A 24,814-nucleotide genomic window follows, 5' to 3' on the forward strand; every position below is an offset into this window, starting at 1 on the left:
ATCCTTACTCACAAATCGCCGCTACTACGCCCCCCGGTTTAAGGACCCATGACCGCGAAGACACCACCGGCCCTGGCCGGGGCCCTCGAAGGGTTCGTGCCGTTCCCCGCCGATCGGGTCGCCGCCTATCGGGCGGCCGGCTACTGGGCGGGACGCACGCTGGACACCATCCTGAGCGATGCGGCGCGGCGCTGGCCCGACCGAACGGCCGTGCTCGACGCCGCGGACGGTGCGGGCCTGAGCTATGCCCAGCTCGACGCGCGCGCCGGCCGCGCCGCCGCAGGATTGCACGCGCTGGGCATCGCGCCGGGCGACCGGGTACTGCTGCAACTGCCGAACGGTTGCCAGTTCGCGGTGGCGCTGTTCGGGCTGTTGCGCGCGGGCGCCATCCCGGTGATGTGCCTGCCCGGCCACCGGGCCGCCGAATTGGGGCACTTCGCCGGCGTCAGCCAAGCCACCGGATTGGTGATCACCGATGCGGCAAACGGTTTCGACTACCGCGCCATGGCGTGCGAACTCATCCACGACCACCCGACGCTCGAGCACGTCATCGTCGACGGCGACCCCGGCCCGTTCACCTCGTGGACACAACTCTGCGATCGGGCCGCCACCGCACCGCCGCCGCCGGCGCGCGATCCGGGATCGCCTGCGCTGCTGCTGGTTTCGGGCGGCACCACCGGGACTCCCAAACTCATCCCCCGCACCCACGACGATTACGTGTTCAACGCGACCGCCAGCGCCCAGGTGTGCCGGCTCACGGCCGGCGACGTCTATCTGGTGCTGCTCTCGGCCGGCCACAACTTCCCGCTGGCCTGTCCCGGGCTGCTCGGCGCGATGACCGTGGGCGCCACCACCGTGTTCGGCAAGGACCCCAGCCCGGAGGCCGCATTCGCCGCCATCGAGCGCCACGGCGTCACGGTCACCGCCCTGGTGCCGGCCCTGGCCAAACTGTGGGCGCAAGCCTGCGAGTGGGAGCCGGTGACACCGAAGTCTCTGCGGCTCTTGCAAGTTGGCGGTGCCAAGCTGGAGGCCGACGACGCCCGCCTTATCCGCGCCGCGTTGACCCCGGGACTGCAGCAGGTATTCGGGATGGCGGAGGGACTGCTGAACTACACCCGCCCGGGCGATCCGCCCGACCTCACCGACCACACCCAGGGCCGGCCGCTCTGCGCGGCCGACGAATTGCGCGTCGTCGACGCCGACGGCGAACCCGTGGCGTCAGGCGAGGAAGGCGAGCTGCTGGTGCGAGGCCCGTACACGCTCAACGGCTACTACCGCGCCGAGCGCGACAACCAACGCTGCTTCGACCGCGACGGCTTCTTCCGAAGCGGCGACCTGGTCCGGCTCCGGCACGATGGCTATCTAACGGTCACCGGGCGGGTCAAGGACGTGATCTGTCGAGGCGGTGAAACCATCTCCGCCGCGGACCTCGAGGAGCAGATGCTCAGCCACCCGTCGATCTTCTCCGCGGCAGCGGTGCCATTGCCGGACCCGTACCTCGGCGAAAAAATCTGCGCGGCGGTAGTTTTCACCGGTCCCGCGGTGACGTTAGCGGAACTGAACTCCTACCTCGACCGGCGTGGGGTGGCCGCCCACGCCCGGCCCGACGCGCTGGTGCCGATGACCACACTGCCCACCACACCCATCGGCAAGATCGACAAGAAGGCGATCGCCGCCCAGATCTCGGCTCAGCCAGGGTGACGTCAGCCGCTGTGCTTGGCCCGTAATGCTTCAAGGAGCCTGTCCATCACCGCGCCGGCATCCGCCCTCGCCTGGCGATGGTCGTCTGCACGGGCAATGTAGAGCGTTGCCTCGCGCAACGCCCCCATGACGGTCAGGGCCGTGGCCTCGACGGGTTGGGGCGGGATGCTGCCGGACTCGATGGCGTCGGTCAGCAGCGCCGTCACGAATCCGATGTTGTATCGGTGCCCGATGTCGCTCCAGCGTTCCCAGCCAAGCACCGCCAGCGCCTCCAGCAAAACGATGCGCTGGACCTCCGGCTCGGCACACGCGTCCAACCACAGGCCCGCGCACAGCCGCATGATCTCGACCGGATCGGATTCCCCGGCAGCCGCGACGGCCTCCCCCATCCGGGCGGCCATCTCGCCCTCCACTTGCTCGAAGACCGCCGCGAATAGCTCTGTCTTGTCGGCGAAGTGGTGGTACAACGCGCCGCGCGTCACCCCGGCGTCGCGCACAATCGTCTCCAGGGATACCTCGGCGAATCCCAACGATGCGAACAGGGGCCGGGCGGCGCTGATCAGCGCGCCACGCGTGTCCGCGGCGCGCTCCGCCTGTGTGCGGCGACCGTCCTGCGCCATGCGAGCCTCACCTTTCACACCCACGTATGCATGTCATGCATACCGCATGAAGGTCGTGGGGTGCGATACCGCGGGAGGCAGCGTCGTTCAGAACACTCTGAGCTGACGGATGATCTCCAGAGCAGACGGGTCGCCCTCGGCCTGAACGCCGAGGCTTTCCCAGGGACCGCGTTGGGTTATCCATCGCACGAACGCTTCCGAATTGGACGTGATACGCGCGGCCACATCGCCCTGGGCGCCGAGGCGCAGGGTCCTGGCGCACAGCCCGTCGAGGCGGATCTCGGCACCCACGCGTAAATCGTTGAGCAGGTGGGTGTTCTGCTGCGGCAGCGCAGCCTCGATCCAGTCCAGCGTGGGGGCAAGCCGTAGTTCGTCGACGGGTGGCGGATCTGACCGCAACGGTCCATCCGGGGCAAACAAGTCGTATCGAAGATGGATGAAGGATTCGAAGACAAAAGTCGTGGGCACGACGGAGGCCGGATAAGTTCCGACGTCACCGATCGGTATCTCGATATCTTGGCCCTCGACAGCGGCGAGCAACTCCAGCCCTCGCGAACTGACCGACTCATAGTCGGCCACCACCTCCGCCGGGGTCATCGAACGACGGGACTCGACGTACAGGTCCGCTGCGCGTTCGGCGGGCAGGCCGCCGGGATCGGGCAGCGTCGACGGATCAACCGCCAACCAGTAGCTACACGCCATGTGCGATACCAGATCCTGGACCGACCAGCCCGAACACCCGCTGCCCTCCGCCCACATCGAATCAGGCATTTGCGCGCAAACCTTCAGAACGGTTGCGCGTTCCTCCGCTATCGCGTCGAGCGTGGCAGACATGAACCCATCTCCTCTCATACATACCGTATGTATGAACATACACTCTGTATGTATGACGTCAAGCGGTCCTCTGGTGTGCATTCGGGCGGCGGCGCGAACCGGTGCGCCGCCCGGAGCGGCCCAAAGCCGGGTTGGCACGTGCGACCGGGCGCCGTTTCCGTTTCCTGACGGCCAATCTCCCTGATCAGTAGGTCATTTCGCGCAACTCGGCCCCGCCCACGGCGAAAGCCGTTGGCGTCAGCCAACACTGACGACCCCGGCGGAGCCTTTCGCATTCTGGATAGGCGATCGCACGCTGGGTGATCGCGCGCAGAAAAATTCTTCGGCTGGTACTATTCCGCCGTAACCTAGCCTGGGATATGGTGATCGAGGCGTCGTTTCGTGGGCCTGGGAGTTGCACGAATGGCATTGCTGAGATAGCTCTCGCTATCGGTGAGTATTCGACACGTTGGGTCCGTGGCGTCGAGATAAAGGCTTGTTTGAGCAGTAGTCCGGAGTTAACCGCGCGCCGCATCAAACGAATCCGCGTGCCGGTTGACTCTTGCACGGCAAGACGATGGCAATCGTGCGGGTCCTGTCAATCCTGTGCGGTTGTCAGGCCCGAGGGGGACGTTTATGCTTGCGCCGCGCGACGGTCAGCGAGTCGCCTATTCGCCCTGGTTGACGACACGCGCGGGGCCATTTCAAGCCAGAGTGAGCCAAATCACTGAGCCGCATTTCACGCAGCTAGCGAGAAGGCATTACCAGCCTCGCGAAATAAAACTCCCTCGGCACCTCAAAGTCATCCGGCAACTCACGCGCAGGCGCGTTATGGTCATCCGACTGGCGTCGCCAACTGACGAGGAAAGGTAGCGCATGTTCCTGGGCACGGTTGACGACTGGACAGCCGAGGGCACCGTCGTATCCTGGTATCCCACCGCGAACACTTACGCGCGCGCCGCAGAAGCGCAATATCACCCCGCCCCGGTCAGTTACCAGCAGTCACAGCATCTTCGCTATTACCGGCGCCAGGTCAGCCTCGGCCGCGATATCCCCCGGTTGTGCATCGGAGCCTGGGAGATCAGGGGCGTCTGCGATGTCGATGCGATGACGCAAGCGCTGAATAGCCACGTGCGGCGACACGATGCCTACCACGACCGGTTTGCCTTCTCTGACAATGAGGAAATCATCCGCTACGTCATTGCCGACCCGGAGAACATCACGCTCGTGCCAACGGATCTCGGAGAAATGGCTCCGCTTCAGATCCGCAAGCTCATCGTCGATACCCCCGACCCGCTGCAATGGGACTGCTTCAGCTTCGGAATTGTCCAAGGCGAAGACCGGTTCACCATCTACATCGCCGTCGATCACCTGCGCGCCGACGGTATGTCGGCCGGTGTGATCTTCCTGGACATCCAGACGGCGTACTTCAGCGCGCTGCAGAACGGGCAGGCCGCGCTGGCGCCCGCGGCCAGTCATCGTGAATTCAGCGCGAAGCAGCGCGCCTACACCGCGAGCCTTGATGAGGAATCGCCCGAAATCCAGCGCTGGCGCGCCTTCCTCTCGGCGAATAATGGTGCGCTGCCGAGGTTTCCACTGGAACTGGGCGAGGCGGCCGCGGATACGCCGGGAGCCATCGACGTGTTCGACCTGATCGATGACGATCAGGGCCGGCGTTTCGAGGCCGCGTGCCGTGCCGCGGGAGCCCGCTTCAGCGGTGGCGTGTTCGCCTGCGCCGCTTTGGCCGAGCATCGGTTAACAGGCGCGGCAACATATTTCGGTCTAACTCCCTTTGATAACCGGCGCGATCCCGCCCATGCCACCGCGGTCGGCTGGTTGGCCAGTTTCGTCCCGCTGGCGATTCCGACCGCCGGTGCGTCATTCGACGAAGTGGTGAGCGCCGCCCAGGCGTCGTTCGATGCGAACGCGGCCCTCGGCGCCGTGCCCTACTACCACCTGCTCGAGACACCGGCCGGCTCGGCCGGCCACTTCGAGGTTCCGGACCGACCGGTGCCGATGTTGTCCTATATCGACATTCGCAAGCTGCCGTTCGGTGACTACTTCGACGGTTTGCGCGCCGGCATCTGGGGTGACAACCGGCTGTCGGAGACGGTGTGCATGTGGGTCAACCGCATGCACGACGGAACACAACTGGTGGTCGCTTACCCGGGCACCGACATCGCTCGCGGGTCGGTCCGGCGCTATGTCGAAGCCATGCGCGCTGAGTTCACGCGGGTGTCCGACGCCGGGCTGCACGACGATGCCTGATGCATTTGTGTTCCTGCCATAGGTCTCGGCGTGAGTGGCCTGACGACACATGCACCTCCTAACTCGCCAGTGACGAAGCTGGCGCTTCTGGACCAGGCCGCGTTCCTGCGGCTGCGGGCCACCGGTCAAGGCAGCACGGTGCAATGCACGTGGGTGTACGACCGCGACGTGAACATCGACGAATTGCACACCTTCAAAGACAATCTCGGTGCCGGTCTCCTCGGACGGCGCATCGAGCGCTCACCGCTGCCTTTCGGGCGTCATCGCTGGGTACTCGACAACGATTCACCCGACATCGCGCTAGAGCCGCGGCAACCGCGGTCGGCGATCGGCGCGTGGATCGAAAGACGCGCACAGGTACCCGTCGACCCCGAGTTCGGCCCGACGTTTCACCTGGGCGTGCTACCGCTGGACGACGGAGGCGCGGCAGTCACCTTGGTGTCATCACACTGCGTCGTCGATGGACTCGCGGCGATAACGGCGGTAACCGAGGCGGTCAATAAAGAGAGACGCAATCGCGGCTACCCACAACCGAATTCACGTAGCCGGGTGCGCGCCGTCTCCGAGGACCTGACCGATGCCGTGCGTTCGCTGCCTGTGGTCATCCGTGCCCTGATCGCGACTCTGATGATTCTGGTCAAGGCCTCGTCCGGTCCCCAGTCTGCGCCTGGGGCGCGGCGGCCCGGCCCGCTCTCTGGGATTGATGATGAGCAGCCGGCACTCCCATCGGTGACGATCCAGACCGACGCCGCCGCGTGGGAAGCCCGTGCGCGCAGTCTCAACGGAAGCAGCAACACACTCTTCGTCGCATTCGCAGCCCGGCTGGCGCACCGGATCGGCAGGGTGCTTCCAGACGGGAACTCGGTGACGGTCGTGCTCCCCGTCAGCGATCGCACCAGCAACGACGACCGGGCCAACGCCCTGACCTCGATCACGCTTACCGTCGATGGAACAGCGGTGGCCAACGACTTGAGTTGCGTGCGGGCCGATGTCAAGAGGCGGCTGACGTCGCTGCACCAAGAGCCCAACGAAATGCTCGCGGGATTACCGCTTGTTCCGTTCACACCACGCTGGCTCGTCCGCCACGCCGAAGGCGTCGCCATGTCGACCGACCAACTTCCGGTCGGCTGCTCCAACCTCGGAAGCCTCGATCCCGCCGTTGGCCGCATCGATGGTGCCGATGCAGCCGAGGTCTCCATCCGGCTGGCCGAACAGGGCATCACCCGCCGTCGCATCGAGCAGACCCATGGCCAATTGTTCTGCAGCACTGGAACGATCAACCGCAGCCGGTTTCTCAACGTCATAGCGTGCCAGGACGGCGCCGGCAACAGCGCAGCGGAAGCCCGCGAGCTCGCGTGCAGCGCGCTGGCTGACCTGCAGCTGGGGGCCACCACCGTCTACGAGGGCCAGATCTGATGGTGGGCCTCGACCTCAGAGTGACTCAAAGCCGGCGCCATCTCATGTACGCGGGTGTCGCCGCCGCGATTGCGGCCTGGGCGGTAGCCGTGCTGTGGTTCGCGATCAAGATCGTTCCGCTCGACGTGTACTGGATGTCGTACTACGCGGCCGACTACACGCATGGCTTCGTGCGGCGCGGTCTTGCAGGCGAATTGGTGCGGCTCGCCCCGGGACACTACTTCTCCGCCACGCTGATTCTGCGGTGGCTGTCGACGGCAGTCTATCTGGGCGGCCTGGCAACGGTCGCGGGCGTAGTGCTCTTCGGTCGCCCGCGGTCTGAGCGCAGCTTGATGGTTGCGATGCTGATTCCGTTGCTGCCCTTCGGAGTTCCGTTTGCGGCATACTCGGCCCGGCCGGATCTGTTCGGGGCAGCGGCGCTGGCGCTGTTCTCCTGCGCGTTGATGCTCGCACGTTCCCGCGCGGTCGCGGTGGCATTGTGCACGGCCTACGGCCTTGTGATTGCGGCGTTGACGCTCATGCACGAGGCGGTAGGGCTGCAGTTCGGATTGGGCGCCGTGCTGGCGATCGTCGTCCTGGGCGGTGCGCTGACAGACGCCCGGGGCCTCGGCGCGCTCCTCGCGGTGACGCCGGGCGCCTGCACGACGGCCGCGGTCGCGGCATTCGGTCGTCATGACGTCGCCGCTCAACTCTGCGCGTCGGTCCCCCACCACTTGGTGCCCAACCCGTTTGCGACCGTCACGTCACCAACCACGTTGCTGCGCTATGTAATCGACGGGCAATCGAGGCAAACCGATTACCACGACTGGGTGTGCCGCAATGTGATGCCGAACTACGACAACGGAATCACCGATGCCATCCGAACCGTCGGCCACATCGGAATAGTCGGCCTCACCATGTCCCTGGTGTTCGGAGCCGCCGCCGTTGTGGCGACGATGTGGGGACTCAGCAGTGTTTCGGGCGTGCCGCTTGGTGCATTCCTCAACGCGCTGCGGGGCCGTGTGACCTGGGTCGTCGCCGGGTCGGTGTTGATCTCCCCGGTCTTCCTGACCGGCTACGACTGGACCCGCTGGCTGACGATCGTGGCGTTCGACATCGGGGTGGTGTTCGCCCTCTTCGCGTCGCGCAGGCCGGAGATCAGACAGGAGCCGACTCCGAAAACGTTGCGGCTGTTTGTTTTTCTCGTGATCGCGCTCGCGCTGATCCCGGTGGGCACGGTCCCCGGCTTCGGCGGGCCGCGGATGTTCTGACGGCACCGCCCAGGCGGTAGACGATCCCCTATCAACCCCATCGTCATCAAAATGATGGGGCGCGTCGGCTCGTGACAAATCGCAGCTTGTTGGGTCTGCATTCAACCGGACGCTCCTCGACGCAGACCCGATCAATCACGCACGGGTTTCCTATCGCACTGCCGTGGCGTACAGTTTACACAAGGGGGCTTGTATAAACCATATGGAGGGTGGGCTCCCATGACAGGAAACGAAACCTACTTTCTGCGCTCGCAGGGTGATCGCGGCGCCGACAGACAGCCTGGTTCATCTGCGAGCGCCGCAGCGCCTCCCGCGTGCGGCGGTCGAAACGTCACACCCAACAATGACGTCGGCGATCAGAGTCAGGATGCGGGCTATCGCGCAGAGTTACAGCTGGCCGAGAACATCGTCGACCCGCAGACCTGGGCCGGCGGGATTGAAGACAAACGGGCGATTGCACCGCGGCTACGCATCGGTCATGACAGGTGGGTAAATCTATTGTGGCTCATTCCCATTGGGTTCGTTTTGCTGCTCGCGGCGGTAGCGCTCGGCAAGGGCCTGCACAACATGCCGGCCGTCCAGGCATTCATTCAACGGTATCCCGGCAGCCAGGTGCCCTCGGGGGTCAGCCCGGGCATCCCCGCCTGGGCGGGCTGGACGCACTTCTTCAACCTGTTCCTGATGATCTTTATCATCCGCTCCGGAATTCAGATTTTGTGCGACCATCCCCGGCTCTACTTCAGGCGCAACTCCACGCCGGGCAAAGACGAATGGCTGCGGGTGGCAAAGTCCGTGCCTGACGACCCGCTGTGGACGGCCAAGGACGATTCGGTGGCACTGCCGCGTCAATTGGGGTTGCCGGGAATTCGCCATTCGATCGGGTTGGCGCGGTGGTGGCACCTTGGCGTAGACGTCTTGTGGCTACTCAACGGCGCGGTCTTCTACGTGCTTTTGTTGGCCACCGGCCAATGGCGACGAATTGTTCCGACCAGCTGGGACGTCTTCCCCAACGCGGTTTCCGTTGCGATCCAATACCTGTCGTTGGACTGGCCGGTCGACAACACCTGGGTGGCGTACAACGGGCTGCAACTGCTCGCGTACTTCACCACCGTCTTCATCGCCGCACCGCTCGCGCTCATCACCGGGCTCGGAATGTCGCCGGCCCTTTCGATGCGTCTTACCGTGATCAGCAAACGGTTGAGCATCCAGGCCGCGCGCTCGCTGCATTTCCTGGTGCTGGTGTATTTCCTCTTCTTCATCGTTGTCCACGTCACGTTCGTCTTCGCTACCGAGGCATTGCGCAACCTCAACCACATGTTCGCCGCGCGCGACGACAACGGCTGGGTCGGATTCGCCGTCTTCACCGTGGCCATGGTGGTGGTCACCGTCGGCTGGGTGGCCGCCACGCCCTTCACCCATCGCCATCCACGCGTGGTGCAACGGGTCGGCTACGCACTCGTCGGGCCGCTGCAGCGGCTGTTCGAGCGCGCCAACCCCAAGCCGGGCGCGTTCACCGAAGAAGACATCTCGCCGTATCTGTGGCACAACGGCACCTACCCGGAAACCGTTGAGTACAAAGAGCTGGAGCAAAACGACTTTGTCGATTGGCGGCTGCGCGTCTACGGCCTCGTCGAGCATCCGACCGAGTTTTCCCTGGCCGACCTCCATGAGCTGCCTTACCACGAACAAATCACCCAACACTTCTGCATTCAGGGCTGGTCGGGTGTCGCCAAATGGGGTGGCGTGTCGATGCAGACGATCATGGACATCGTCAAGCCGCTGCCGGAAGCCAAGTGGGTGGTGTTCTACTCGCTGGGTCCGGGCGCAGACGGCGGCATCTACTACGTCGCGCACCCGATCGAGCAGATGAGCCATCATCTGACCATGCTGGCCTACGACATGAACGACGAACCGGTGAGTTACGGCCACGGCGCGCCGCTGCGGCTGCGCAACGAACTACAACACGGCTTCCGACATGTGAAGTGGATCAAGGGCATTGAGTTCGTCGCCCACTACTCCGAGCTGGGCAGCGGGTATGGCGGCTACAACGAAGACCACGAATACTTCGGACGTCACCAAACAATCTGACGCGCGCGGGGACTACCGGCGCCATCGGTCAACGTGGAAGCCTTCCCTACCGCGCACACATGAGATAGGGTTTACACAAGTCAGATTGTAAAAATGCGGGAGGGCGCTAAGCCCATGACCGACAACGAACTCGACGTGCGACGGCAGCCCATGTCCGGGCTGCCGCGATCCTCAACGAACACCGCCGATATCGCGGACCGCTACAGAGCACAGAACGCCCGAGTCGCCAGGAAGTCCGACGTCGGCGAACGTGACCTGGACTGGAATGTCATCACGTTGGCACCTAACGGCGAAATCAGCACCGCCACTGAAGCCGACGTCGACGTTTTGATCCATGTGCTGTCCGGAAGCGGTCGGCTCACCACCGAAGAGGGCTCGATCTCGCTGACCCCAGGTTCCCTGTTGTGGCTGCCAAGTCGGTCGCGGCCACAATTCACCGCCGGCCCGGACGGACTTCGCTACCTGACCGTGAACCAAAAATGGGAAATCCTGCCCCCATAGTGGAGGACGCGATGGCAACTGACGTCGTGCCGCAAAATCGATGCTGAACTGGAAATGCCTTGACCGGACGGAGGAGCTGATGACCTACAACGGGATCATCCGGGTGTGGCGCGGCGACGAGCAGGGTGGCGAACTCCGTGACTTCACCGTCGAGGTCAACGAGGGTGAGGTCGTGCTGGACGTCATCCACCGGCTGCAGGCCACGCAAGTGCCCGACCTGGCGGTGCGCTGGAACTGCAAGGCGGGCAAATGCGGTTCCTGCTCTGCGGAGATCAACGGCTATCCGAAGTTGATGTGCATGACTCGCATGTCGACCTTCGCCGAGGATGAGGTTGTCACGGTCACCCCGATGCGAGCCTTCCCGGTGATTCGCGATCTCGTCGCCGACGTCTCGTTCAACTATGAAAAAGCAAGAGAAATGCCGTCTTTCGCGCCACCCAAGGATCTACGGCCCGGCGAGTACCGGATGGCCCAAGCCGACATCCAGCGCTCGCAGGAGTTCCGCAAGTGCATCGAGTGCTTCCTGTGCCAAGACGTCTGCCACGTGATCCGTGACCACGAAGACAACAAGCGAGCGTATGCCGGACCGCGCATGTTCATCCGCCTCGCCGAACTGGAAATGCACCCCCTCGATACCGCCGACCGGCGAGATCTCGCCCAGGGCGAGCAAGGCCTGGGACTGTGCAACATCACCAAGTGCTGCACCGAGGTCTGCCCGGAACACATCAAGATCACCGACAACGCCATCATCCCCATGAAGGAACGCGTCGCGAGCCGCAGGTATGACCCGGTGGTCTGGCTGGGGCGCAAGCTCTTTCGCCGGTAGCACACCACGAGAACATTCAGCGTCGGCCATCACCCGGCCGTAAAACGGGCGCAGCAGCGCCTCGACGTCCGCGCGAGTGGCACAACTCAGTCACGCGCGATCACCCTGGCGAGACACAGTTCGGGTTCGACGAAGGGTTCCAGCTCGGCGTGCATCGCCGGCCCGGAACCAACCGACTCCGCCGGGCCAGCCAGGCCCTGCAGCAGCCCCTGATGCAGGGCGCACGCCACCTCCGGGTGATCGCGGGCCATATCACGGACCGGGCAGCTGTGCAGGCGGATGGTCCGCTGGTTGCCGGAAGTCGACTTTTCGGGCGGGACCAGCTCGGGACCGAATCCCATGCGGTCGAACACCGTCGTGATCATCGCCGATCGCTCTTCAGCGGCTTTTCTGGGCGTAAGGCGGTGTGGAACATGTTGCCCCGCAATATCTTCGTGGGGGTCGTCCTCCGTGATCCGCTCAGCCCATCGCCGGCCGGCGGCTTCGGCGCGGCGGCGCCGCTTGTCGACGGTATCCCCGAGTTCCAGCGCCAATATCTCGGCCAGGATTCGATAGTCCAGCCGCTCGCGCACCGCGCTGTAGCCGGTGCGGGGGCGGCCCACGCCGGCGCGCGTGATCCGGGTGCGCTCAACGAGCCCCTCGGTGCACAGCGCGTCAAGATGAAAACGCACGGTCGTCGTGTGCAGTCCGAGCCGGGCGCCGAGTTCGGCCGCGTCGACCGGTCCGTCGTGCTCGCGCACCAGTTCCAGAACTCGTTGGCGCTGCCGGTTGCGTTCCCCGCGGTGCGGCCGTCCGGCCTCGTCCTCGTTGTGCTCGCCCACCCCATCGGTCCTCTCGTCCGGTTGCCTTTCAGCTATTTAGAGGATATTATTCATTAATAATAGCACTGAACGCCCTAGCGTCTCCACTAACGCGACGACCTTGGGGCAGCAGGGAAACCGGAGGTGCGCCGTGTTGGACACCATGGTGGAAACCACAGTCATCGAGAACGCGGTCCGGATCGCCTGCCGTGCCCCGTCGCTGTACAACACCCAGCCGTGGCTGTGGGTGACAGACGGTGCCGGGCTGGACCTGTTTCTCGATACGAGCCGCGTCGTGCACACGGACCGATCGATGCGAGAGGCCCACATCGGCTGCGGCGGGGCGCTCGATCATTTTCGGGTGGCGATGGCGGCCGCGGGCTGGATCGCCGATGTCGAGCGATTTCCCGATCCAGCTAATCCGGCCCGCCTGGCGCGGGTGAAATTCGTCCCCGCGGAAGGCGTGACCGACGAGCAGCGTCGCCGCGCCGACGCGATGCTGAAACGCCGGACTGATCGGCTGCCATTCCTCGCGCCGGTCGACTGGGAATCGTTCGAGCCCCTGCTACGTGGCGGGATCGACGGCGGCGGGGTGCGATTGGACGTGCTACCGGAGGAGACGCGTCCGCGCCTGGCCGAGGCAGCCGAGTTCACCGAGTCGCTGCGTCTGTACGATTCTCCGTATCATCTCGAACTCGATTGGTGGACAGCCCCGTTCGAAGTATCCGAGGGCATCCCCTATAGCTCGCTGATCTCGGCCGCCGAGTCGCATCGGGTAGGCGTCAATCGCCACTTTCCCTTCACCCGCAACCTGGACAGGCGCGCCGGGATCACGCGAGATTTCTCGAAGATCTTGATGCTGTCCACCGAGGACGACACCCACGCCGACGCGCTGGCGTGCGGCGAGGCGCTGTCGAGTGTCCTACTGGAATGCACGATGGCCGGCTTGGCCACCTGCACGGTCTCGCAACTGACGGAACTGTCGGTCAGCCGCGAACTGCTCGCGGCGATCACGGGTCACACCGACCTGCCCCAGGTCCTGATCCGGGTGGGTGTCGCACCGGCACTCGACGGGACGACGCCGCCCACGCCGCGGCGGGCGCTCGCCGACGTGTTGCGACGCAAGGGCTGAGTCTCGGCGGTGGCAGCGAACCGGCGTCGACAGTCGCTCGTGGCGACCCCGGGTTTTCGAAACCCGCGGTTGCGAACTCGCTTACAGGTTGAAGCTCGGGTAGACATAACCGGACGACCAGTAGGGCGAGCACCCGTAATACCCACAGACACGGCTCTGGTAGTCACGATCGTTGACCAGTCCTGCGTCATACGCCGGTGCCCCGCAGATGTGATCGTGCGTATCGCCGACGAAGACATCATCACTGGTGGTCGCGTCGATCACGTCGACTGGGATGAAAGACTTCTTTTCGCCGATGCCGAGAAGGCCACCATGGTCGACGAGGAGGAAGCGGGGCTTGCGCTCACGGTCGTCCACGAAGACGTCATGCACCCTGCCGAAGTGCTTGTGGTCCTTGTCCTTTACCTGCCGTCCACGCATGTCATCGGTGGCGTTCTTGACCTTCACGACCGTACCCGTGAGCTTGATGAGAGCGGTGTCAGCCTCGGTTGTCATCGGGACTCCTGGTCAATAGTGGGCGTCGAGATGGCTCGAGGTTGCAGCGCACTCGACGGATTTGTAACGTGCCGTCGGCTGATTGCGACTGGATGGTCAGCTCCGGCATGTACCCAGTATGCGGCCGGCCCGCAAGAGGGTGTTCATCGAATTCCGGCGGTTCGCTCGGGCCGGTGTGCCAACCTGCCACTCTTGCCCTGGTACTCAATTGCCGTAGGCTCGAATTACCAGTCAGGCAGCCCGTAAGGGGGTTTCTCATGGCCTCGGACAGCTTCGGAACGCGTGATCAACTTGCCGTTGGCGGCACCACCTACCAGATCCACCGCCTGGCACGGATCGACGGCGCGGATCGGTTGCCCTACAGCTTGAAAGTCTTGCTGGAGAACCTGTTACGCAACGAGGACGGCCGGCTGGTGACCGCCGAACAGATCGGCGCACTGGCGGCCTGGGATCCGGGGGCCAAGCATGGGCGGGAGGTGGCCTATACCCCGGCGCGAGTGCTGATGCAGGACTTCACCGGGGTGCCGTGCGTGGTGGACCTGGTGGCGATGCGCGACGCCATCGCCGATCTCGGCGGTGACACCAAACGAATCAATCCACTGTGCCCGACGGAGCTGGTGATCGACCACTCGGTGATCGCCGACGTCTTCGGCCGCCCGGACGCCTTCCGGATCAATGCCGAATTAGAGTTCGAACGCAATGCCGAGCGCTATCAATTGCTGCGCTGGGCACAGCAGGCGTTCACGGATTTCAGTGTCGTGCCACCGGATACCGGGATCTGCCACCAGGTCAATCTGGAATACCTGTCCCGAGTCGTGTTCACCCGCCAGGGCCCGGACGGTCCGCAGGCCTATCCGGACACGCTCGTCGGCACCGACTCGCACACCCCGATGGTCAACGGGCTGGGGGTGCTCGGCTGGGGTGTGGGCGGCATCGAAGCCGAGGCGGCCATGCTCGGCCAACCGATGAGCATGCTGATACCGCAGGTGCTGGGCCTGAAGCTGACCGGTGAGCTACCGCCCGGCACCACGGCCACCGACTTGGTGCTGACGGTGGCCGAGCTGCTGCGTCGAACCGGTGTGGTCGGCAAGTTCGTCGACTTCTACGGGCCCGGCGTGGCCAACGTACCGCTGGCCAACCGGGCCACCATCGGCAACATGAGCCCCGAATACGGCGCCACCTGCGCCATTTTCCCGATCGACGACGTCACCCTGGACTACCTGCGGCTGACGGGTCGCCCCGAACACCAGGTCCGGCTGGTGGAGGCCTACGCGAAGGAGCAGGGCCTGTGGCACCACCCCGACCACGAGCCGACATTCTCGCAGACGATCGAACTGGACCTCGGCACGGTCGAGCCGTCGATCGCGGGGCCCAAACGACCGCAGGACCGCATCCCGTTGCGCGTCGCTCCCCAGGCGATCGCCGGGTTGCTATCGGGTCAGACATACACCGAGGCAATGGAATTGGGTCTGGACGAGGCGTCCGCGGAGTCGTTCCCCGCCAGCGATTCGATCGCGGTCAGCAGCGACCACCCCAGCGACCGCCCGCGCGCGCCGCAGACCAACGGCGACGGGACCGACTGGCCGCGCAACCCCGTCGAGATCAGCCTGCAGGGAGACCGGGTCAGCGTCGACAACGGGGACGTGGTGATCGCCGCGATCACCTCCTGCACCAATACCTCCAATCCGTCGGTGATGCTGGGCGCGGCCCTGCTGGCGAAAAAAGCGGTGGAAAAGGGGCTGAACCGCAAGCCCTGGGTCAAGACCTCGCTGGCACCCGGCTCCCGGGTCGTCACCGACTACTACGAAAAGGCCGGGCTGACACCATATCTGGATAAACTCGGCTTCAACCTCGTGGGCTACGGATGCACCACCTGCATCGGCAACTCCGGGCCACTGATTCCCGAGGTCAGCCAGGCGGTGACCGAGAACGACCTCACCGTCTGCTCGGTGCTGTCAGGCAACCGCAATTTCGAGGGCCGTATCCACCCGGAGTGCAAGATGAATTTCCTTGCGTCCCCACTGTTGGTCGTCGCCTACGCACTGGCCGGCACCCTGCACACCAACCTGCTGCGCGACCCGCTGGGCACTGGAAGCGACGGAAAGCCGGTCTACCTGCGCGACATCTGGCCCACCACCGACGAGATCGCCGAGGTCATCGCCGACTCCGTGCGCTCCGAAATGTTCAGCAAGGACTACGCCGACGTGTATGCCGGCGACGACCGCTGGCGCTCGCTGGCGGTTCCCGAAACCGACACCTTCCAATGGGATCCGAGCTCCAGCTATGTCCGCAAGCCGCCCTACTTCGACGGCATGCGCCGCAACCCGCAACCGGTCGCGGACATCGCGGGGGCCCGGGTGCTGGCCAGGCTCGGTGACTCGGTCACCACCGATCACATCAGTCCGGCCGGCTCCATCAAGGCCGACTCGCCTGCGGGAAAGTACTTGTCCGAAGACGGGATTGCACGCAAGGACTTCAACTCCTACGGCTCGCGGCGCGGCAATCATGAGGTGATGATCCGCGGCACCTTCGCCAACATCCGGCTGCGCAACCAACTCGCCCCGGGCACCGAAGGCGGATGGACACGCGACTTCACCCAGCCCGACGGCCCGGTGGCGACCATTTACGACGCCTCGGTGAACTACGCAAAGGCGGGTACGCCCCTGGTCATCCTCGCCGGCAAGGAATACGGCTCCGGGTCATCGCGCGACTGGGCGGCCAAGGGCACCGCCCTGCTCGGGGTGCGCGCGGTAATCGCTGAGTCCTACGAACGGATCCACCGCTCCAACCTGATCGGGATGGGTGTGCTGCCACTGCAATTCCCCGAGGGGCAAAGCGCGGACTCGCTGCGGTTGACCGGCGAGGAGACCGTCGACATCACCGACGTTACTGCGCTCAACGAGACCATCCCCGACGCTGTGCGCGTCAAGGCCGGCGGCGTCGAGTTCGACGCGATCGTGCGCATCGACACCCCCGGCGAGGCCGACTACTACCGCCACGGTGGGATCATGCAATACGTCCTGCGAGAATTGCTCTAGCCATGGGTACCGAAAACCCGGTTTCGGAGTCCCGGATTGCCGCGAGTGTTGCATCCTGTGTCATCCGAGTATCGGATCTGGACCGGTCGCTGAACTTCTACTGCGATGTGTTCTCATGCCGGGTGCTCGTCCGCGAGTCCGGCATGGCATTACTGTTGACGCCCAGCGGCTTTCAGCTCTACGTCCACGCGGACAGCAGTTTCCGGCATCGCAGCGCGGCCACGATCGGTGTCCAATATCTGATGTGGGCTACCGATAACGAAGCCGATCTGGAACAGATAGCACAGCGCCTCCGCGCCTACGATGTCGCCACCTTCTCCTACACCCAAGGTGGGGTGACTTTCGTCGAAGGTTGCGACCCGGATCGAGAACGCGTAATCGTCGCCTATCCAAGCCCCCGCCAGCTGTCGCGTGAAGTGATTGCGAAGCGGCTTTACGGTTGATCTGGCGCTACGAAGGACACTGCGCGTGTTGGTCAAGGAGTTCACGAACTTGTCGAGGCCCGTCCAGATCGGCAGCACCACGAAGCCGATTCGCAAAAGCCAGAACGCGCGCACGCGGGATCGCTACGGGCAGGTACGTTGCCAGATGCCGGTGGTGCCGTGTATCGATGTGCCGCGTACGTTGGCAGTGCTGACCTCGTTCGCAACTACTCGATTGTCAACCGTCGCTGCTAGATTGAGGTATGTGCAGCGATGCGCGTAACGGCAATGATGTCTTGGCGCGGCTCAGGAGTTCGACTGACCGGGTACGGCGTCGGCTGTATGAATACGTGGCCTCATGCGACGACCCGGTGGGCCGGGACAACGCGGCTGCCGCAGTCTGCATCAGCCGCACACTTGCCGCCTGTCATCCCCACAAACTCGCCAGGGGGATCCTCGTCGTCAGCTACTCGCGGTTGCCGGCCGGTCAGGCCCCGGGGCGGGGCGTCCGGCAAAGCGATACGGCCCGACGCGACCAGACGTGTCGGTGAGCATCGCCTCTTTCGGCCGGTCACCCGCGACGAAGGGACCGCTGTGTGCCAAAGGGCATCCAATTGGACGTGAAGGAGACAACGAATGGGGACTCACAAGGTGCAGGTGCGTCGGGTCTACGACGCGCCTTCCCGCGGGGACGGAAACCGCGTGCTGGTGGACCGAGTCTGGCCACGCGGCTTGACCAAGGAAAAGGCGCACCTGGACGAGTGGTGCAAGACCGTCGCACCCTCCACCGAGCTGCGCAAGTGGTACCACCACGATCCGGAGCGGTACACCGAGTTCGCCCGGCGCTATCGCAACGAGCTGACCGAACCCGAGCGGGCGGAGGCGCTGGCACACCTGAGGACGTTGGCGAAGGGCCGAAACCTGACTCTGCTCACGGCAAGCAAGGCCGCCGACATCAGTGAGGCGACGGTGCTCGCGACGATGCTGAGTTGAGCGGTCGTGCAGGACTGCCGGCCTGGGCAGCCCCCGTTCGTTCCGTGTCGAACCGTGTTGTCTGCGTTGCACTTTGCTTGAGCAGACGTGCTTGCCCAGACGTCGCTGTTCGCGCTCTGGAATGTGGGCACGTCGATTGACGCGGATATCCCAATGTCAGTACGGTACGTACCGGCGGGAACAGACACGATGACGATGGCCGTGAAACTCAACCGCCGTTCATTACCTGTGCTCAGACGAGAATGCGTAACGGGCGTCCGAGCAGTTTCACCAGGTCTTCCAGGAATACTGCGGCCATGGCACCGTCGAGGACGCGGTGGTCGATGGCCAAAGTCAATTTCACTCTGTTTGCGGCGGCGACTTGACCGTCTCGGATGACGGCTTCTTCCTGGATGGCGCCGACGGCGAGGATCGCGGCCTCGGGCGGGTTGATGACGGCAGTGAAGTGGTCGATGCCGTACATCCCCAGGTTGCTGATCGTGAATGTGCTGCCGGTCATCTCGTCGGGTGTGAGCTTTCCCGCACGCGCTCGGCTGATGAGGGTATGCGCCTCGACGCCAATCTCGTTGAGGCTCTTGCGGTCCGCGTCGCGGATAACAGGCACGACGAGTCCGTTGCCGGTAGCGACGGCGCAACCAATGTTCACGTGGCTGTGGCGCACCAGATGATCGCCGCCCCATGAGGAATTGACGTAGGGGTGGGAACGCAGGGTCACCGCACACGCGCGGATCAGCAGATCGGTGACGCTAATTTTCGGCCCGGTATCCGAAAACTCCGCGTTGAAATCAGCGCGCAACCTCTGCAGCGCACCGGCGTCAGCGACCGAGGTGAGGTAAAAGTGCGGCGTAGCAGCACTTTCGGTGAGTCGCTGTGCCGCGATCCGGCGTATCGATGACAACGGCGCGCGCTCATCGCCGGTGGCACCGGCCGCCTTATCCATTGCCAAGGGAGGCCCGACAGCCGCCGAGCCCCGGCCGATGACTGCTTCAATGTCTGCGCGCACGATGCGTCCGCCGGGGCCGGTTCCTGTGACGCCGGCCAGGTTGATTCCGTGCTCACGAGCCAGCGTGCGCACTAGCGGAGTGGCCCTTACCGGCGCCGCGGGGTGCATCGGTGTCTTTGCGGCAGGCGCGCCATGGGTCGGCACGATCGAGGCTTTTTCAGCGTCACCGGGCCGGGTATCGGGTGCCGCTTCCTGGCCGGCGATGACGGCGATGGGCTGACCGACGGGGACGGTGCTGCCGGGTGATGCGATGATGCGGGCCAGCACGCCGCTGTCGTAGGCCTCGAGCTCCATGGTGGCCTTGTCGGTCTCGATTTCGGCGAGTATGTCGCCACGCTGGACAACGTCGCCTTCGTGCTTGAGCCATTGACCGACAACACCTTCGGTCATGGTGTCCGACAACCGTGGCATCAGCACATCGGGCATAAACGGTCCTTCTCAGTAGGCGAACCGGCTGGCGTCGAGAACCTCGCCGATGACCTTGGTCAGGTCGGCGGCGTCGGGCAGGGCCGCCAGCTCGAGCGGCTTGGCGTAGGGCAGAGGCACTTCGGCGGCGGCGACCCTGCGGATCGGCGCATCGAGGTAGTCGAATGCACCTTCAGCGATCGTTGCCGCGATCTCGGCGCCGACCCCGTAACTGAGCCAGTCGTCTTCGAGGATGACGGCTCTGCTGGTCTTGCGCACCGACGCGCAGATCGTCTCGCGGTCCAGCGGCCGCAAACTCCGCAGATCGACCACCTCGATGGACACCCCGTCGGCCTCGAACTGGCGGGCGACGTCCAAAGCGATCACCGTCGACCGCGAGTAGGCGACAACGGTCAGGTCGGTTCCCGGCTTGGCAATCGACGCTATCCCGATCCGACCGATCTGCTCGCCGTCGGGAACCTCGCCCTTGGTGTTGTACAGCGCCAGGTTCTCCAGGAACAGCACCGGGTCGTCGTCGCGGACTGCGGCGGTCAGCAACGCCTTGGCGTCGGCCGGGGTAGCGGGGGTGAGGACTTTCATCCCGGGCACGTGGGCATACCAGACCTCCAGGTTCTGCGAGTGGGTCGCCGCCAGCTGCTGTCCGCCGCCGCCCGGGGTGCGGATCACCAGTGGAACCGACACCTGGCCCGCGAACATCGCGTGCATCTTGGCTGCATGATTGACGATCTGGTCGAGAGCCAACAGGCTGAAGTTGATCGTCATGATCTCCACGACCGGTCGCATGCCAAGCATCGCCGCGCCGACCGCAGCGCCGACGAATCCCCCCTCGCAGATCGGTGTGTCGACTACCCGGGTGGGGCCGAACTCTGCCAGGAGCCCGGCAGTGATCTTGTAGGAGCCCTCGAAAACGCCGATCTCCTCACCGATCAGAAATACCGACTCGTCGCGCCGCAGTTCGGCACGCAATGTGTCGTGCAGCGCCTGCCGATAGGTCATGATGGTCATGGCTGTTCCACCCGGCCGAGCACCACTGGATCACCCGGAAGTTGGTGTGGCGCATTGGTTACCGCCGTCGCATAGACGTAGTCGAACAGCTCGCTCGTTTTCGGGTCGGGGCTGGTATCGGCGAATTCCACAGCAGTATCGACTTGCGTCTCGGCCTGCTCCTCGATGTGCTGAGCCGCCTCGTCATCGAGGACGCCCGCCTCGAGCAACCGCACGCGAAATGCCGGAACGGAGTCGAGCCGACGTAGCCGCTCCGTCTCCTCGCGGGACCGGTACTTGGCAGGATCCACCACCGAATGACCACGCAGCCGCTGGCAGACCGCCTCGATCAGACCCGGCTGACGTTCGGTGCGTGCGCGCACCAAGGCGGCCCGGGCGGCGTCGCGCACCGCGACAACGTCGTCGCCGTCGACCCGTTCGCCAGGGAGGCGGTAGGAGCAGCCGCGCTTGTACAGGTCGGGTTCGGCGGCCGCCTTCTCCACCGGGGTCCCCATACCCAAGCCGTTGTTGACGATCACGTACACGATCGGCAACCGCCACAGCCCGGCCAGATTGAGCGATTCGTGAAACGCGCCGATGTTGGTGGTGCCGTCGCCGAGCACACACATCACCGCCTCCGCGTTCCGACCGGGCGGCCCGCGGTGGGCGAGCGCGAGCGCCGCACCGGTGGCCGGCGGGATCTGCCCGCCGACGATGCCGTATCCGCCGAGTAGGCGCAGCTTGCGATCAAACAGATGCATCGAGCCGCCGCGGCCCCCGGACACGCCGGCGGCCTTGCCGAACAGTTCGGCCATGACGCGGCCCGGCTCGACGCCGCGGGCAAGGGCGTAGCCGTGGTCGCGATACGTGGTGAAGAGGTAGTCATGTGGCTCGAGCGCCGCCATCAGGCCAACCACCGTGGCTTCCTCGCCGAGGTTGAGATGGCAATATCCACCGATCTTCGCCCGCTGGTACATTTCCGCGGCCCGCAGTTCGAACGCCCGGATCAAGACCATCTGCCGGTAGTAGTCGCGCAGTGTCTCCGCGGGTTCCCCAGCCGGGAGTCCGCCGGGCGCATCGGGGACGGTTCTCGGATCGATCGGAGTGGGCTGGATGCTCATCTGCCCTCCTGCTTCCCTGCGATCGCCCAACGAGTTAGGTGTTGAGACAGCTACTTACGCGCCCGGCGGCTGCTCTTGCAACTCGAATTGCGTGCTCCGCGCGTGACACTTCGGACAGGTGGCCGGGGGCTGCTCACCGCGCACCGGCTCGCCGCATACCTGACACGCCCATTCGGTGGCCATCATGGCCACCAGGTCATGGCGGCTCACGATCCCGACCAGGCGGCCCTCCCGCATCACCGGAACCCGGCGAATACGCCGGTCGATCAGAAGGTGCCGAATATCTTCGGCAGGGCTGCCCGCGGTAACGGTGATAACCGCAGTCGTCATCAGCTCGTGCGCTGCCGCGTCTGCCTTGATCAGCAGGTCGTACTCGCTGACAAGTCCCAGAAGCGTGCCAGCCTCGTCGACGACGGGCACTCCGCTGATCCCGTGCCGGGTCAGGGTGTCAGCCACTTGTTGTCTCGAAGCATCGGGCAGGACGGTGATCACCGGCGAGGTCATGATGTCGCCGGCTGTTACGTGTAGCAGCGAAACCGCTTTGCTGTCCTGCGGATCCACCCTCGCAGGGTACGCCCGTTGGGCTCCGGAGACTAAGCGTCTGCGTGAAAGGTGAACGTCCTGGCCCACGTCACCGCTCGCTCACGCATGGCATGCACTGCGTTCGATGGGGACAGTCAGCGTCGACCATGCTCGCCTCCCAGGATCGCTCTAGTCAATGCGCGTGGCGCGGTCTAGAGTTTACACAAGTACCATTTGTAAAAACCTCACGCACCCTGGAAAGGGGTCAAGGAGCATGAGCATTGCCGAACGGGCCACGCAGACCGTATGGGAAGGCCCGCTGGCCTCTGGTCAAGGCACGCTGTCGCGAGGCAGCAGCGCAGCCCTGGATGGCCTGCCGTTGACCTGGGCCTCCCGGACCGAGCAGCCGGGCGGCAAGACCAGCCCCGAAGAGCTGGCGGCGGCGGCACACTCGTCATGTTTCGCGATGGCATTGGCGTTGAAGCTGGGCGAAAACCACACGCCGCCACAGCGACTCGACGTCACGGCCACCGTCACCCTGGACGCGGTCGACGGAGTCCCGACGATCACCACCTCGCGATTGAAAGTCAGGGCGCAGGTCGCGGGCCTGGACGACGAAGCGTTCGCCGCCGTGGTGGGCCAGGCTGCTGCCTTATGTCCGGTATCGCGACTGTTCGCCGGCGCCACGATCAGTGTCGACGCCGAGCTGGACGAAAGCGAATCCGTCCGTCCCGCGGGCTGACGCGAGGTAGCAGATGATGCGCGATCCGACTCTAGCTGCCGATCTGACGCGGGAACACCGCGAAATCGATGTTGCGATAGAGGCTTTCATCGCGAAGCTCGATTGCGGCGGCGTGCAGCACGAACTACTAACCGAGACGTTGGAAACGCTGCGCCGGCACGTCTACCTCGAAGAGGTGTTCCTGTTCCCACCGCTTCGCGACGCCGGAATCGTGATGCCGATCTTCGTGATGATGCGCGAGCATGGCCAGCTGTGGCGCACCATGGACGCGCTGACGGATCTGCTCGCTGACGGAAATGACAGTACGCGGCTCAGGGATACGTGCGTGCAGCTGCTGGACCAACTTCACCAGCACAACTCAAAAGAGGAGCCGGTCATCTATCCCAACGCGGACACCGACGTACCACCACAAACGAACGCGGAACTGCGCCGGTTCATCAAGACCGGCCGCGCCCCGGATGGATGGGTATGCCAGCAAGCGGGTGGGTGAGGTTCGACTGTTGCGCTCCCCACAGCCCATCCGACGGCCCGTGTCGGACTAAAGGAGGATTCTCATGCGCGTCGTGGTAGACCGTGATCGCTGTGAGGGCAACGCCTTCTGTGTCAATGTCGCCCCGAAGGTTTTCCAACTCGACGACGACGAATACGCCGTGGTCATCACCGACCCCGTACCCGTCGAGCAGGAGACGCTGGTCGAGCAGGCCATCGAAGCGTGCCCTCGCGCGGCGTTATCCCGCGCAGACTAGTGTTCGGCTGACGCTGAGTCTGCTGCGTCACAACGGATTTCGAGCTGTCTGTTTGAAGTAGCGGCCGCCTACCGCCTGGTCAGGCGCAGCCGCCAGGCCTCCGGCCCGCGCTGCTCGTACTGAATTTCGAGCCGGCCCGAGGCGCGGTGGTCAAGTTGGTGCAGGAGCGGGATTGGATCATGGGGAGCCACCAGCACCAGCGCGCCGCCGGCCGGAACGGCGTCGAACGCGCCGAACACGGTGGCATGCCGGATCGAGTGCGGCACGTCGCGAACGTCGAGCACGGGAGCGTCGGTATCGGCTTCGCCACAGCCGCAAGTGTGCGATGGCTCGGCGCCGTTGGTTGGGTGGGCATGGCCGAGGAGTTCGTGCATCCCGTGGGTCACCTCGACGAGGGAGACCTCCGGATCGCCGGCCACGATCGGCAGGATCCGCTCGTTCTCGTCGGTCAGGTGGGCGTCGAACACCACCCGCAGGGCGTGGCCGGACGCGGCCGCGCGCAGCGGTGGCTCGATGCGGATGCGCTCGACGAGTGAGCCGATGATGCGGTGCACCGCGATCATCGATTCGACCAGCGGTCGCGCGCGCTCGGTGCGGGTGGCGGCCGGGTACAGGCGGTCCTCTTCGGCGGCGGCGTGCGGCAACAACTCGCCGGTCAGGAAGACCAGGGCCGCGGCCCGCGCCGGCTCGAACTCCGCACCGCGCTCGACCGCCCACAGCATCGCATCGGTGAGCACCGCAAGCTGTCCGGCGAGCTGAGCGTGATGACCCTTGATGGCTTCGACAGCCTCGGCGTCAGCAGCTGTGGACGCGACGATCACATCGTTGGCTGGCATGTTGGTTCCTTCCCGTCGAGTCCAGAAGCTCCGCTGAGCGAATGTGACTCATTGCCCTATGTGCATTCCCC

23 protein-coding genes are annotated in these 24,814 nt (G+C 64.7%); 14 read left to right on the forward strand and 9 right to left on the reverse strand.

The window, feature by feature from the left end:
* Positions 1 to 48: 48 nt before the first annotated feature.
* Positions 49 to 1,701, forward strand: a complete 1,653-nt coding sequence (locus A5781_RS07140; RefSeq protein WP_067203220.1) for a (2,3-dihydroxybenzoyl)adenylate synthase — start codon at positions 49 to 51, stop codon at positions 1,699 to 1,701.
* 2 nt (positions 1,702 to 1,703) lie between these two features.
* Here A5781_RS07140 and A5781_RS07145 read toward each other — a convergent pair whose 3' ends face one another.
* Both A5781_RS07145 and A5781_RS07150 read right to left on the reverse strand, forming a co-directional pair.
* A complete protein-coding gene (locus tag A5781_RS07145; RefSeq protein WP_067203222.1) occupies positions 1,704 to 2,321 on the reverse strand; it encodes a TetR/AcrR family transcriptional regulator in 618 nt (205 codons plus the stop codon).
* Between the two features lie 87 nt (positions 2,322 to 2,408).
* Positions 2,409 to 3,155, reverse strand: a complete 747-nt coding sequence (locus tag A5781_RS07150) for a maleylpyruvate isomerase family mycothiol-dependent enzyme (RefSeq protein ID WP_082939241.1) — start codon at positions 3,153 to 3,155, stop codon at positions 2,409 to 2,411.
* A gap of 855 nt (positions 3,156 to 4,010) precedes the next feature.
* On the opposite strand from A5781_RS07150, the gene A5781_RS07155 reads away from it, so the two are divergent.
* The 6 genes from A5781_RS07155 (at position 4,011) to A5781_RS07180 (ending at position 11,483) form a co-directional block, all read left to right on the forward strand.
* On the forward strand, positions 4,011 to 5,402 hold the full coding sequence (locus A5781_RS07155; protein WP_067203226.1) for a condensation domain-containing protein: 1,392 nt from the start codon (positions 4,011 to 4,013) through the stop codon (positions 5,400 to 5,402).
* Positions 5,403 to 5,471: 69 nt separating this feature from the next.
* Positions 5,472 to 6,818, forward strand: coding sequence for a hypothetical protein (locus A5781_RS07160; protein WP_067203229.1), 1,347 nt, complete (start codon positions 5,472 to 5,474; stop codon positions 6,816 to 6,818).
* Complete coding sequence (locus A5781_RS07165; protein ID WP_067203231.1) at positions 6,818 to 8,068, forward strand: hypothetical protein; 1,251 nt, start codon at positions 6,818 to 6,820, stop codon at positions 8,066 to 8,068. Before A5781_RS07160 ends, A5781_RS07165 begins: the two co-directional genes overlap by 1 nt.
* Before the next feature lie 393 nt (positions 8,069 to 8,461).
* Positions 8,462 to 10,156 carry a molybdopterin-dependent oxidoreductase gene (locus A5781_RS07170; RefSeq protein ID WP_067203440.1) on the forward strand — a complete coding sequence of 565 codons (1,695 nt, stop codon included), beginning with the start codon at positions 8,462 to 8,464 and terminating at the stop codon, positions 10,154 to 10,156.
* Positions 10,157 to 10,270: 114 nt separating this feature from the next.
* Entirely contained in the window at positions 10,271 to 10,657 is a 387-nt protein-coding gene (locus tag A5781_RS07175; protein ID WP_231990658.1) for a cupin domain-containing protein, read from the forward strand.
* 79 nt (positions 10,658 to 10,736) lie between these two features.
* Positions 10,737 to 11,483: a succinate dehydrogenase/fumarate reductase iron-sulfur subunit gene (locus A5781_RS07180; protein WP_067203442.1), complete on the forward strand. Its 747-nt coding sequence runs from the start codon at positions 10,737 to 10,739 to the stop codon at positions 11,481 to 11,483.
* Positions 11,484 to 11,569: 86 nt separating this feature from the next.
* Here A5781_RS07180 and A5781_RS07185 read toward each other — a convergent pair whose 3' ends face one another.
* Positions 11,570 to 12,304, reverse strand: a complete 735-nt coding sequence (locus tag A5781_RS07185) for a metalloregulator ArsR/SmtB family transcription factor (protein ID WP_067203235.1) — start codon at positions 12,302 to 12,304, stop codon at positions 11,570 to 11,572.
* Between the two features lie 130 nt (positions 12,305 to 12,434).
* Between A5781_RS07185 and A5781_RS07190 the strand changes: the two genes are divergently transcribed.
* The gene (locus tag A5781_RS07190; protein ID WP_067203237.1) at positions 12,435 to 13,415 is read left to right on the forward strand and encodes a nitroreductase family protein; all 981 of its coding nucleotides are present in this window, start codon (positions 12,435 to 12,437) and stop codon (positions 13,413 to 13,415) included.
* A gap of 81 nt (positions 13,416 to 13,496) precedes the next feature.
* Here the strand turns inward: A5781_RS07190 and A5781_RS07195 are convergent, their stop codons facing one another.
* Complete coding sequence (locus tag A5781_RS07195; protein ID WP_067203240.1) at positions 13,497 to 13,910, reverse strand: PRC-barrel domain-containing protein; 414 nt, start codon at positions 13,908 to 13,910, stop codon at positions 13,497 to 13,499.
* Between the two features lie 257 nt (positions 13,911 to 14,167).
* Here A5781_RS07195 and acnA point away from each other — a divergent pair, with 257 nt between their 5' ends.
* The 3 genes from acnA to A5781_RS07210 all read left to right on the forward strand — a co-directional run bounded on the left by acnA (position 14,168) and on the right by A5781_RS07210 (position 18,363).
* Positions 14,168 to 16,948 (forward strand): aconitate hydratase AcnA, encoded by a 2,781-nt coding sequence (gene acnA / locus A5781_RS07200; protein ID WP_067203242.1) that lies wholly within the window; start codon positions 14,168 to 14,170, stop codon positions 16,946 to 16,948.
* Positions 16,949 to 16,950: 2 nt separating this feature from the next.
* Positions 16,951 to 17,391, forward strand: coding sequence for a VOC family protein (locus A5781_RS07205; RefSeq protein WP_067203245.1), 441 nt, complete (start codon positions 16,951 to 16,953; stop codon positions 17,389 to 17,391).
* 615 nt (positions 17,392 to 18,006) lie between these two features.
* Positions 18,007 to 18,363: a DUF488 domain-containing protein gene (locus A5781_RS07210; protein ID WP_067203248.1), complete on the forward strand. Its 357-nt coding sequence runs from the start codon at positions 18,007 to 18,009 to the stop codon at positions 18,361 to 18,363.
* Positions 18,364 to 18,595: 232 nt separating this feature from the next.
* On the opposite strand, the gene A5781_RS07215 is transcribed toward A5781_RS07210, so the two are convergent.
* Genes A5781_RS07215 through A5781_RS07230 form a run of 4 tightly spaced genes read right to left on the reverse strand, consistent with a single transcriptional unit; the run spans position 18,596 to position 22,458 of the window.
* On the reverse strand, positions 18,596 to 19,792 hold the full coding sequence (locus tag A5781_RS07215; RefSeq protein WP_067203250.1) for a dihydrolipoamide acetyltransferase family protein: 1,197 nt from the start codon (positions 19,790 to 19,792) through the stop codon (positions 18,596 to 18,598).
* A gap of 12 nt (positions 19,793 to 19,804) precedes the next feature.
* A complete protein-coding gene (locus A5781_RS07220) occupies positions 19,805 to 20,788 on the reverse strand; it encodes an alpha-ketoacid dehydrogenase subunit beta (protein ID WP_197503736.1) in 984 nt (327 codons plus the stop codon).
* 5 nt (positions 20,789 to 20,793) lie between these two features.
* Entirely contained in the window at positions 20,794 to 21,897 is a 1,104-nt protein-coding gene (gene pdhA / locus A5781_RS07225; RefSeq protein WP_082939243.1) for a pyruvate dehydrogenase (acetyl-transferring) E1 component subunit alpha, read from the reverse strand.
* A 54-nt stretch (positions 21,898 to 21,951) separates the two neighbouring features.
* Positions 21,952 to 22,458: a CBS domain-containing protein gene (locus A5781_RS07230; protein WP_197503727.1), complete on the reverse strand. Its 507-nt coding sequence runs from the start codon at positions 22,456 to 22,458 to the stop codon at positions 21,952 to 21,954.
* 235 nt (positions 22,459 to 22,693) lie between these two features.
* Between A5781_RS07230 and A5781_RS07235 the strand changes: the two genes are divergently transcribed.
* From A5781_RS07235 to A5781_RS07245, 3 genes are all read left to right on the forward strand, one after another.
* On the forward strand, positions 22,694 to 23,161 hold the full coding sequence (locus A5781_RS07235) for an OsmC family peroxiredoxin (protein ID WP_067203254.1): 468 nt from the start codon (positions 22,694 to 22,696) through the stop codon (positions 23,159 to 23,161).
* Between the two features lie 16 nt (positions 23,162 to 23,177).
* Complete coding sequence (locus A5781_RS07240; protein ID WP_067203448.1) at positions 23,178 to 23,651, forward strand: hemerythrin domain-containing protein; 474 nt, start codon at positions 23,178 to 23,180, stop codon at positions 23,649 to 23,651.
* A 64-nt stretch (positions 23,652 to 23,715) separates the two neighbouring features.
* The gene (locus A5781_RS07245; protein WP_067203256.1) at positions 23,716 to 23,907 is read left to right on the forward strand and encodes a ferredoxin; all 192 of its coding nucleotides are present in this window, start codon (positions 23,716 to 23,718) and stop codon (positions 23,905 to 23,907) included.
* Positions 23,908 to 23,975: 68 nt separating this feature from the next.
* On the opposite strand, the gene A5781_RS07250 is transcribed toward A5781_RS07245, so the two are convergent.
* Positions 23,976 to 24,743, reverse strand: a complete 768-nt coding sequence (locus A5781_RS07250) for a DUF2249 domain-containing protein (RefSeq protein ID WP_067203259.1) — start codon at positions 24,741 to 24,743, stop codon at positions 23,976 to 23,978.
* Positions 24,744 to 24,814 lie beyond the last annotated feature (71 nt).

Source organism: Mycobacterium sp. 852002-30065_SCH5024008 (assembly GCF_001665645.1).
GTDB classification, from domain to species: domain Bacteria; phylum Actinomycetota; class Actinomycetes; order Mycobacteriales; family Mycobacteriaceae; genus Mycobacterium; species Mycobacterium paraffinicum.

Bases quoted from the DNA above. Each gene is read 5' to 3' on its own strand.
- acnA (WP_067203242.1), top strand. From the start codon at position 14,168: ATGGCCTCGGACAGCTTCGGAACGCGTGATCAACTTGCCGTTGGCGGC.
- A5781_RS07140 (WP_067203220.1), top strand. From the start codon at position 49: ATGACCGCGAAGACACCACCGGCCCTGGCCGGGGCCCTCGAAGGGTTC.
- A5781_RS07155 (WP_067203226.1), top strand. From the start codon at position 4,011: ATGTTCCTGGGCACGGTTGACGACTGGACAGCCGAGGGCACCGTCGTA.
- A5781_RS07245 (WP_067203256.1), top strand. From the start codon at position 23,716: ATGCGCGTCGTGGTAGACCGTGATCGCTGTGAGGGCAACGCCTTCTGT.
- A5781_RS07180 (WP_067203442.1), top strand. From the start codon at position 10,737: ATGACCTACAACGGGATCATCCGGGTGTGGCGCGGCGACGAGCAGGGT.
- A5781_RS07205 (WP_067203245.1), top strand. From the start codon at position 16,951: ATGGGTACCGAAAACCCGGTTTCGGAGTCCCGGATTGCCGCGAGTGTT.
- A5781_RS07240 (WP_067203448.1), top strand. From the start codon at position 23,178: ATGCGCGATCCGACTCTAGCTGCCGATCTGACGCGGGAACACCGCGAA.
- A5781_RS07195 (WP_067203240.1), bottom strand. From the start codon at position 13,910: ATGACAACCGAGGCTGACACCGCTCTCATCAAGCTCACGGGTACGGTC.
- A5781_RS07145 (WP_067203222.1), bottom strand. From the start codon at position 2,321: ATGGCGCAGGACGGTCGCCGCACACAGGCGGAGCGCGCCGCGGACACG.
- A5781_RS07165 (WP_067203231.1), top strand. From the start codon at position 6,818: ATGGTGGGCCTCGACCTCAGAGTGACTCAAAGCCGGCGCCATCTCATG.
- A5781_RS07220 (WP_197503736.1), bottom strand. From the start codon at position 20,788: ATGACCTATCGGCAGGCGCTGCACGACACATTGCGTGCCGAACTGCGG.
- pdhA (WP_082939243.1), bottom strand. From the start codon at position 21,897: ATGAGCATCCAGCCCACTCCGATCGATCCGAGAACCGTCCCCGATGCG.
- A5781_RS07210 (WP_067203248.1), top strand. From the start codon at position 18,007: ATGGGGACTCACAAGGTGCAGGTGCGTCGGGTCTACGACGCGCCTTCC.
- A5781_RS07215 (WP_067203250.1), bottom strand. From the start codon at position 19,792: ATGCCCGATGTGCTGATGCCACGGTTGTCGGACACCATGACCGAAGGT.
- A5781_RS07235 (WP_067203254.1), top strand. From the start codon at position 22,694: ATGAGCATTGCCGAACGGGCCACGCAGACCGTATGGGAAGGCCCGCTG.
- A5781_RS07175 (WP_231990658.1), top strand. From the start codon at position 10,271: ATGACCGACAACGAACTCGACGTGCGACGGCAGCCCATGTCCGGGCTG.
- A5781_RS07250 (WP_067203259.1), bottom strand. From the start codon at position 24,743: ATGCCAGCCAACGATGTGATCGTCGCGTCCACAGCTGCTGACGCCGAG.
- A5781_RS07150 (WP_082939241.1), bottom strand. From the start codon at position 3,155: ATGTCTGCCACGCTCGACGCGATAGCGGAGGAACGCGCAACCGTTCTG.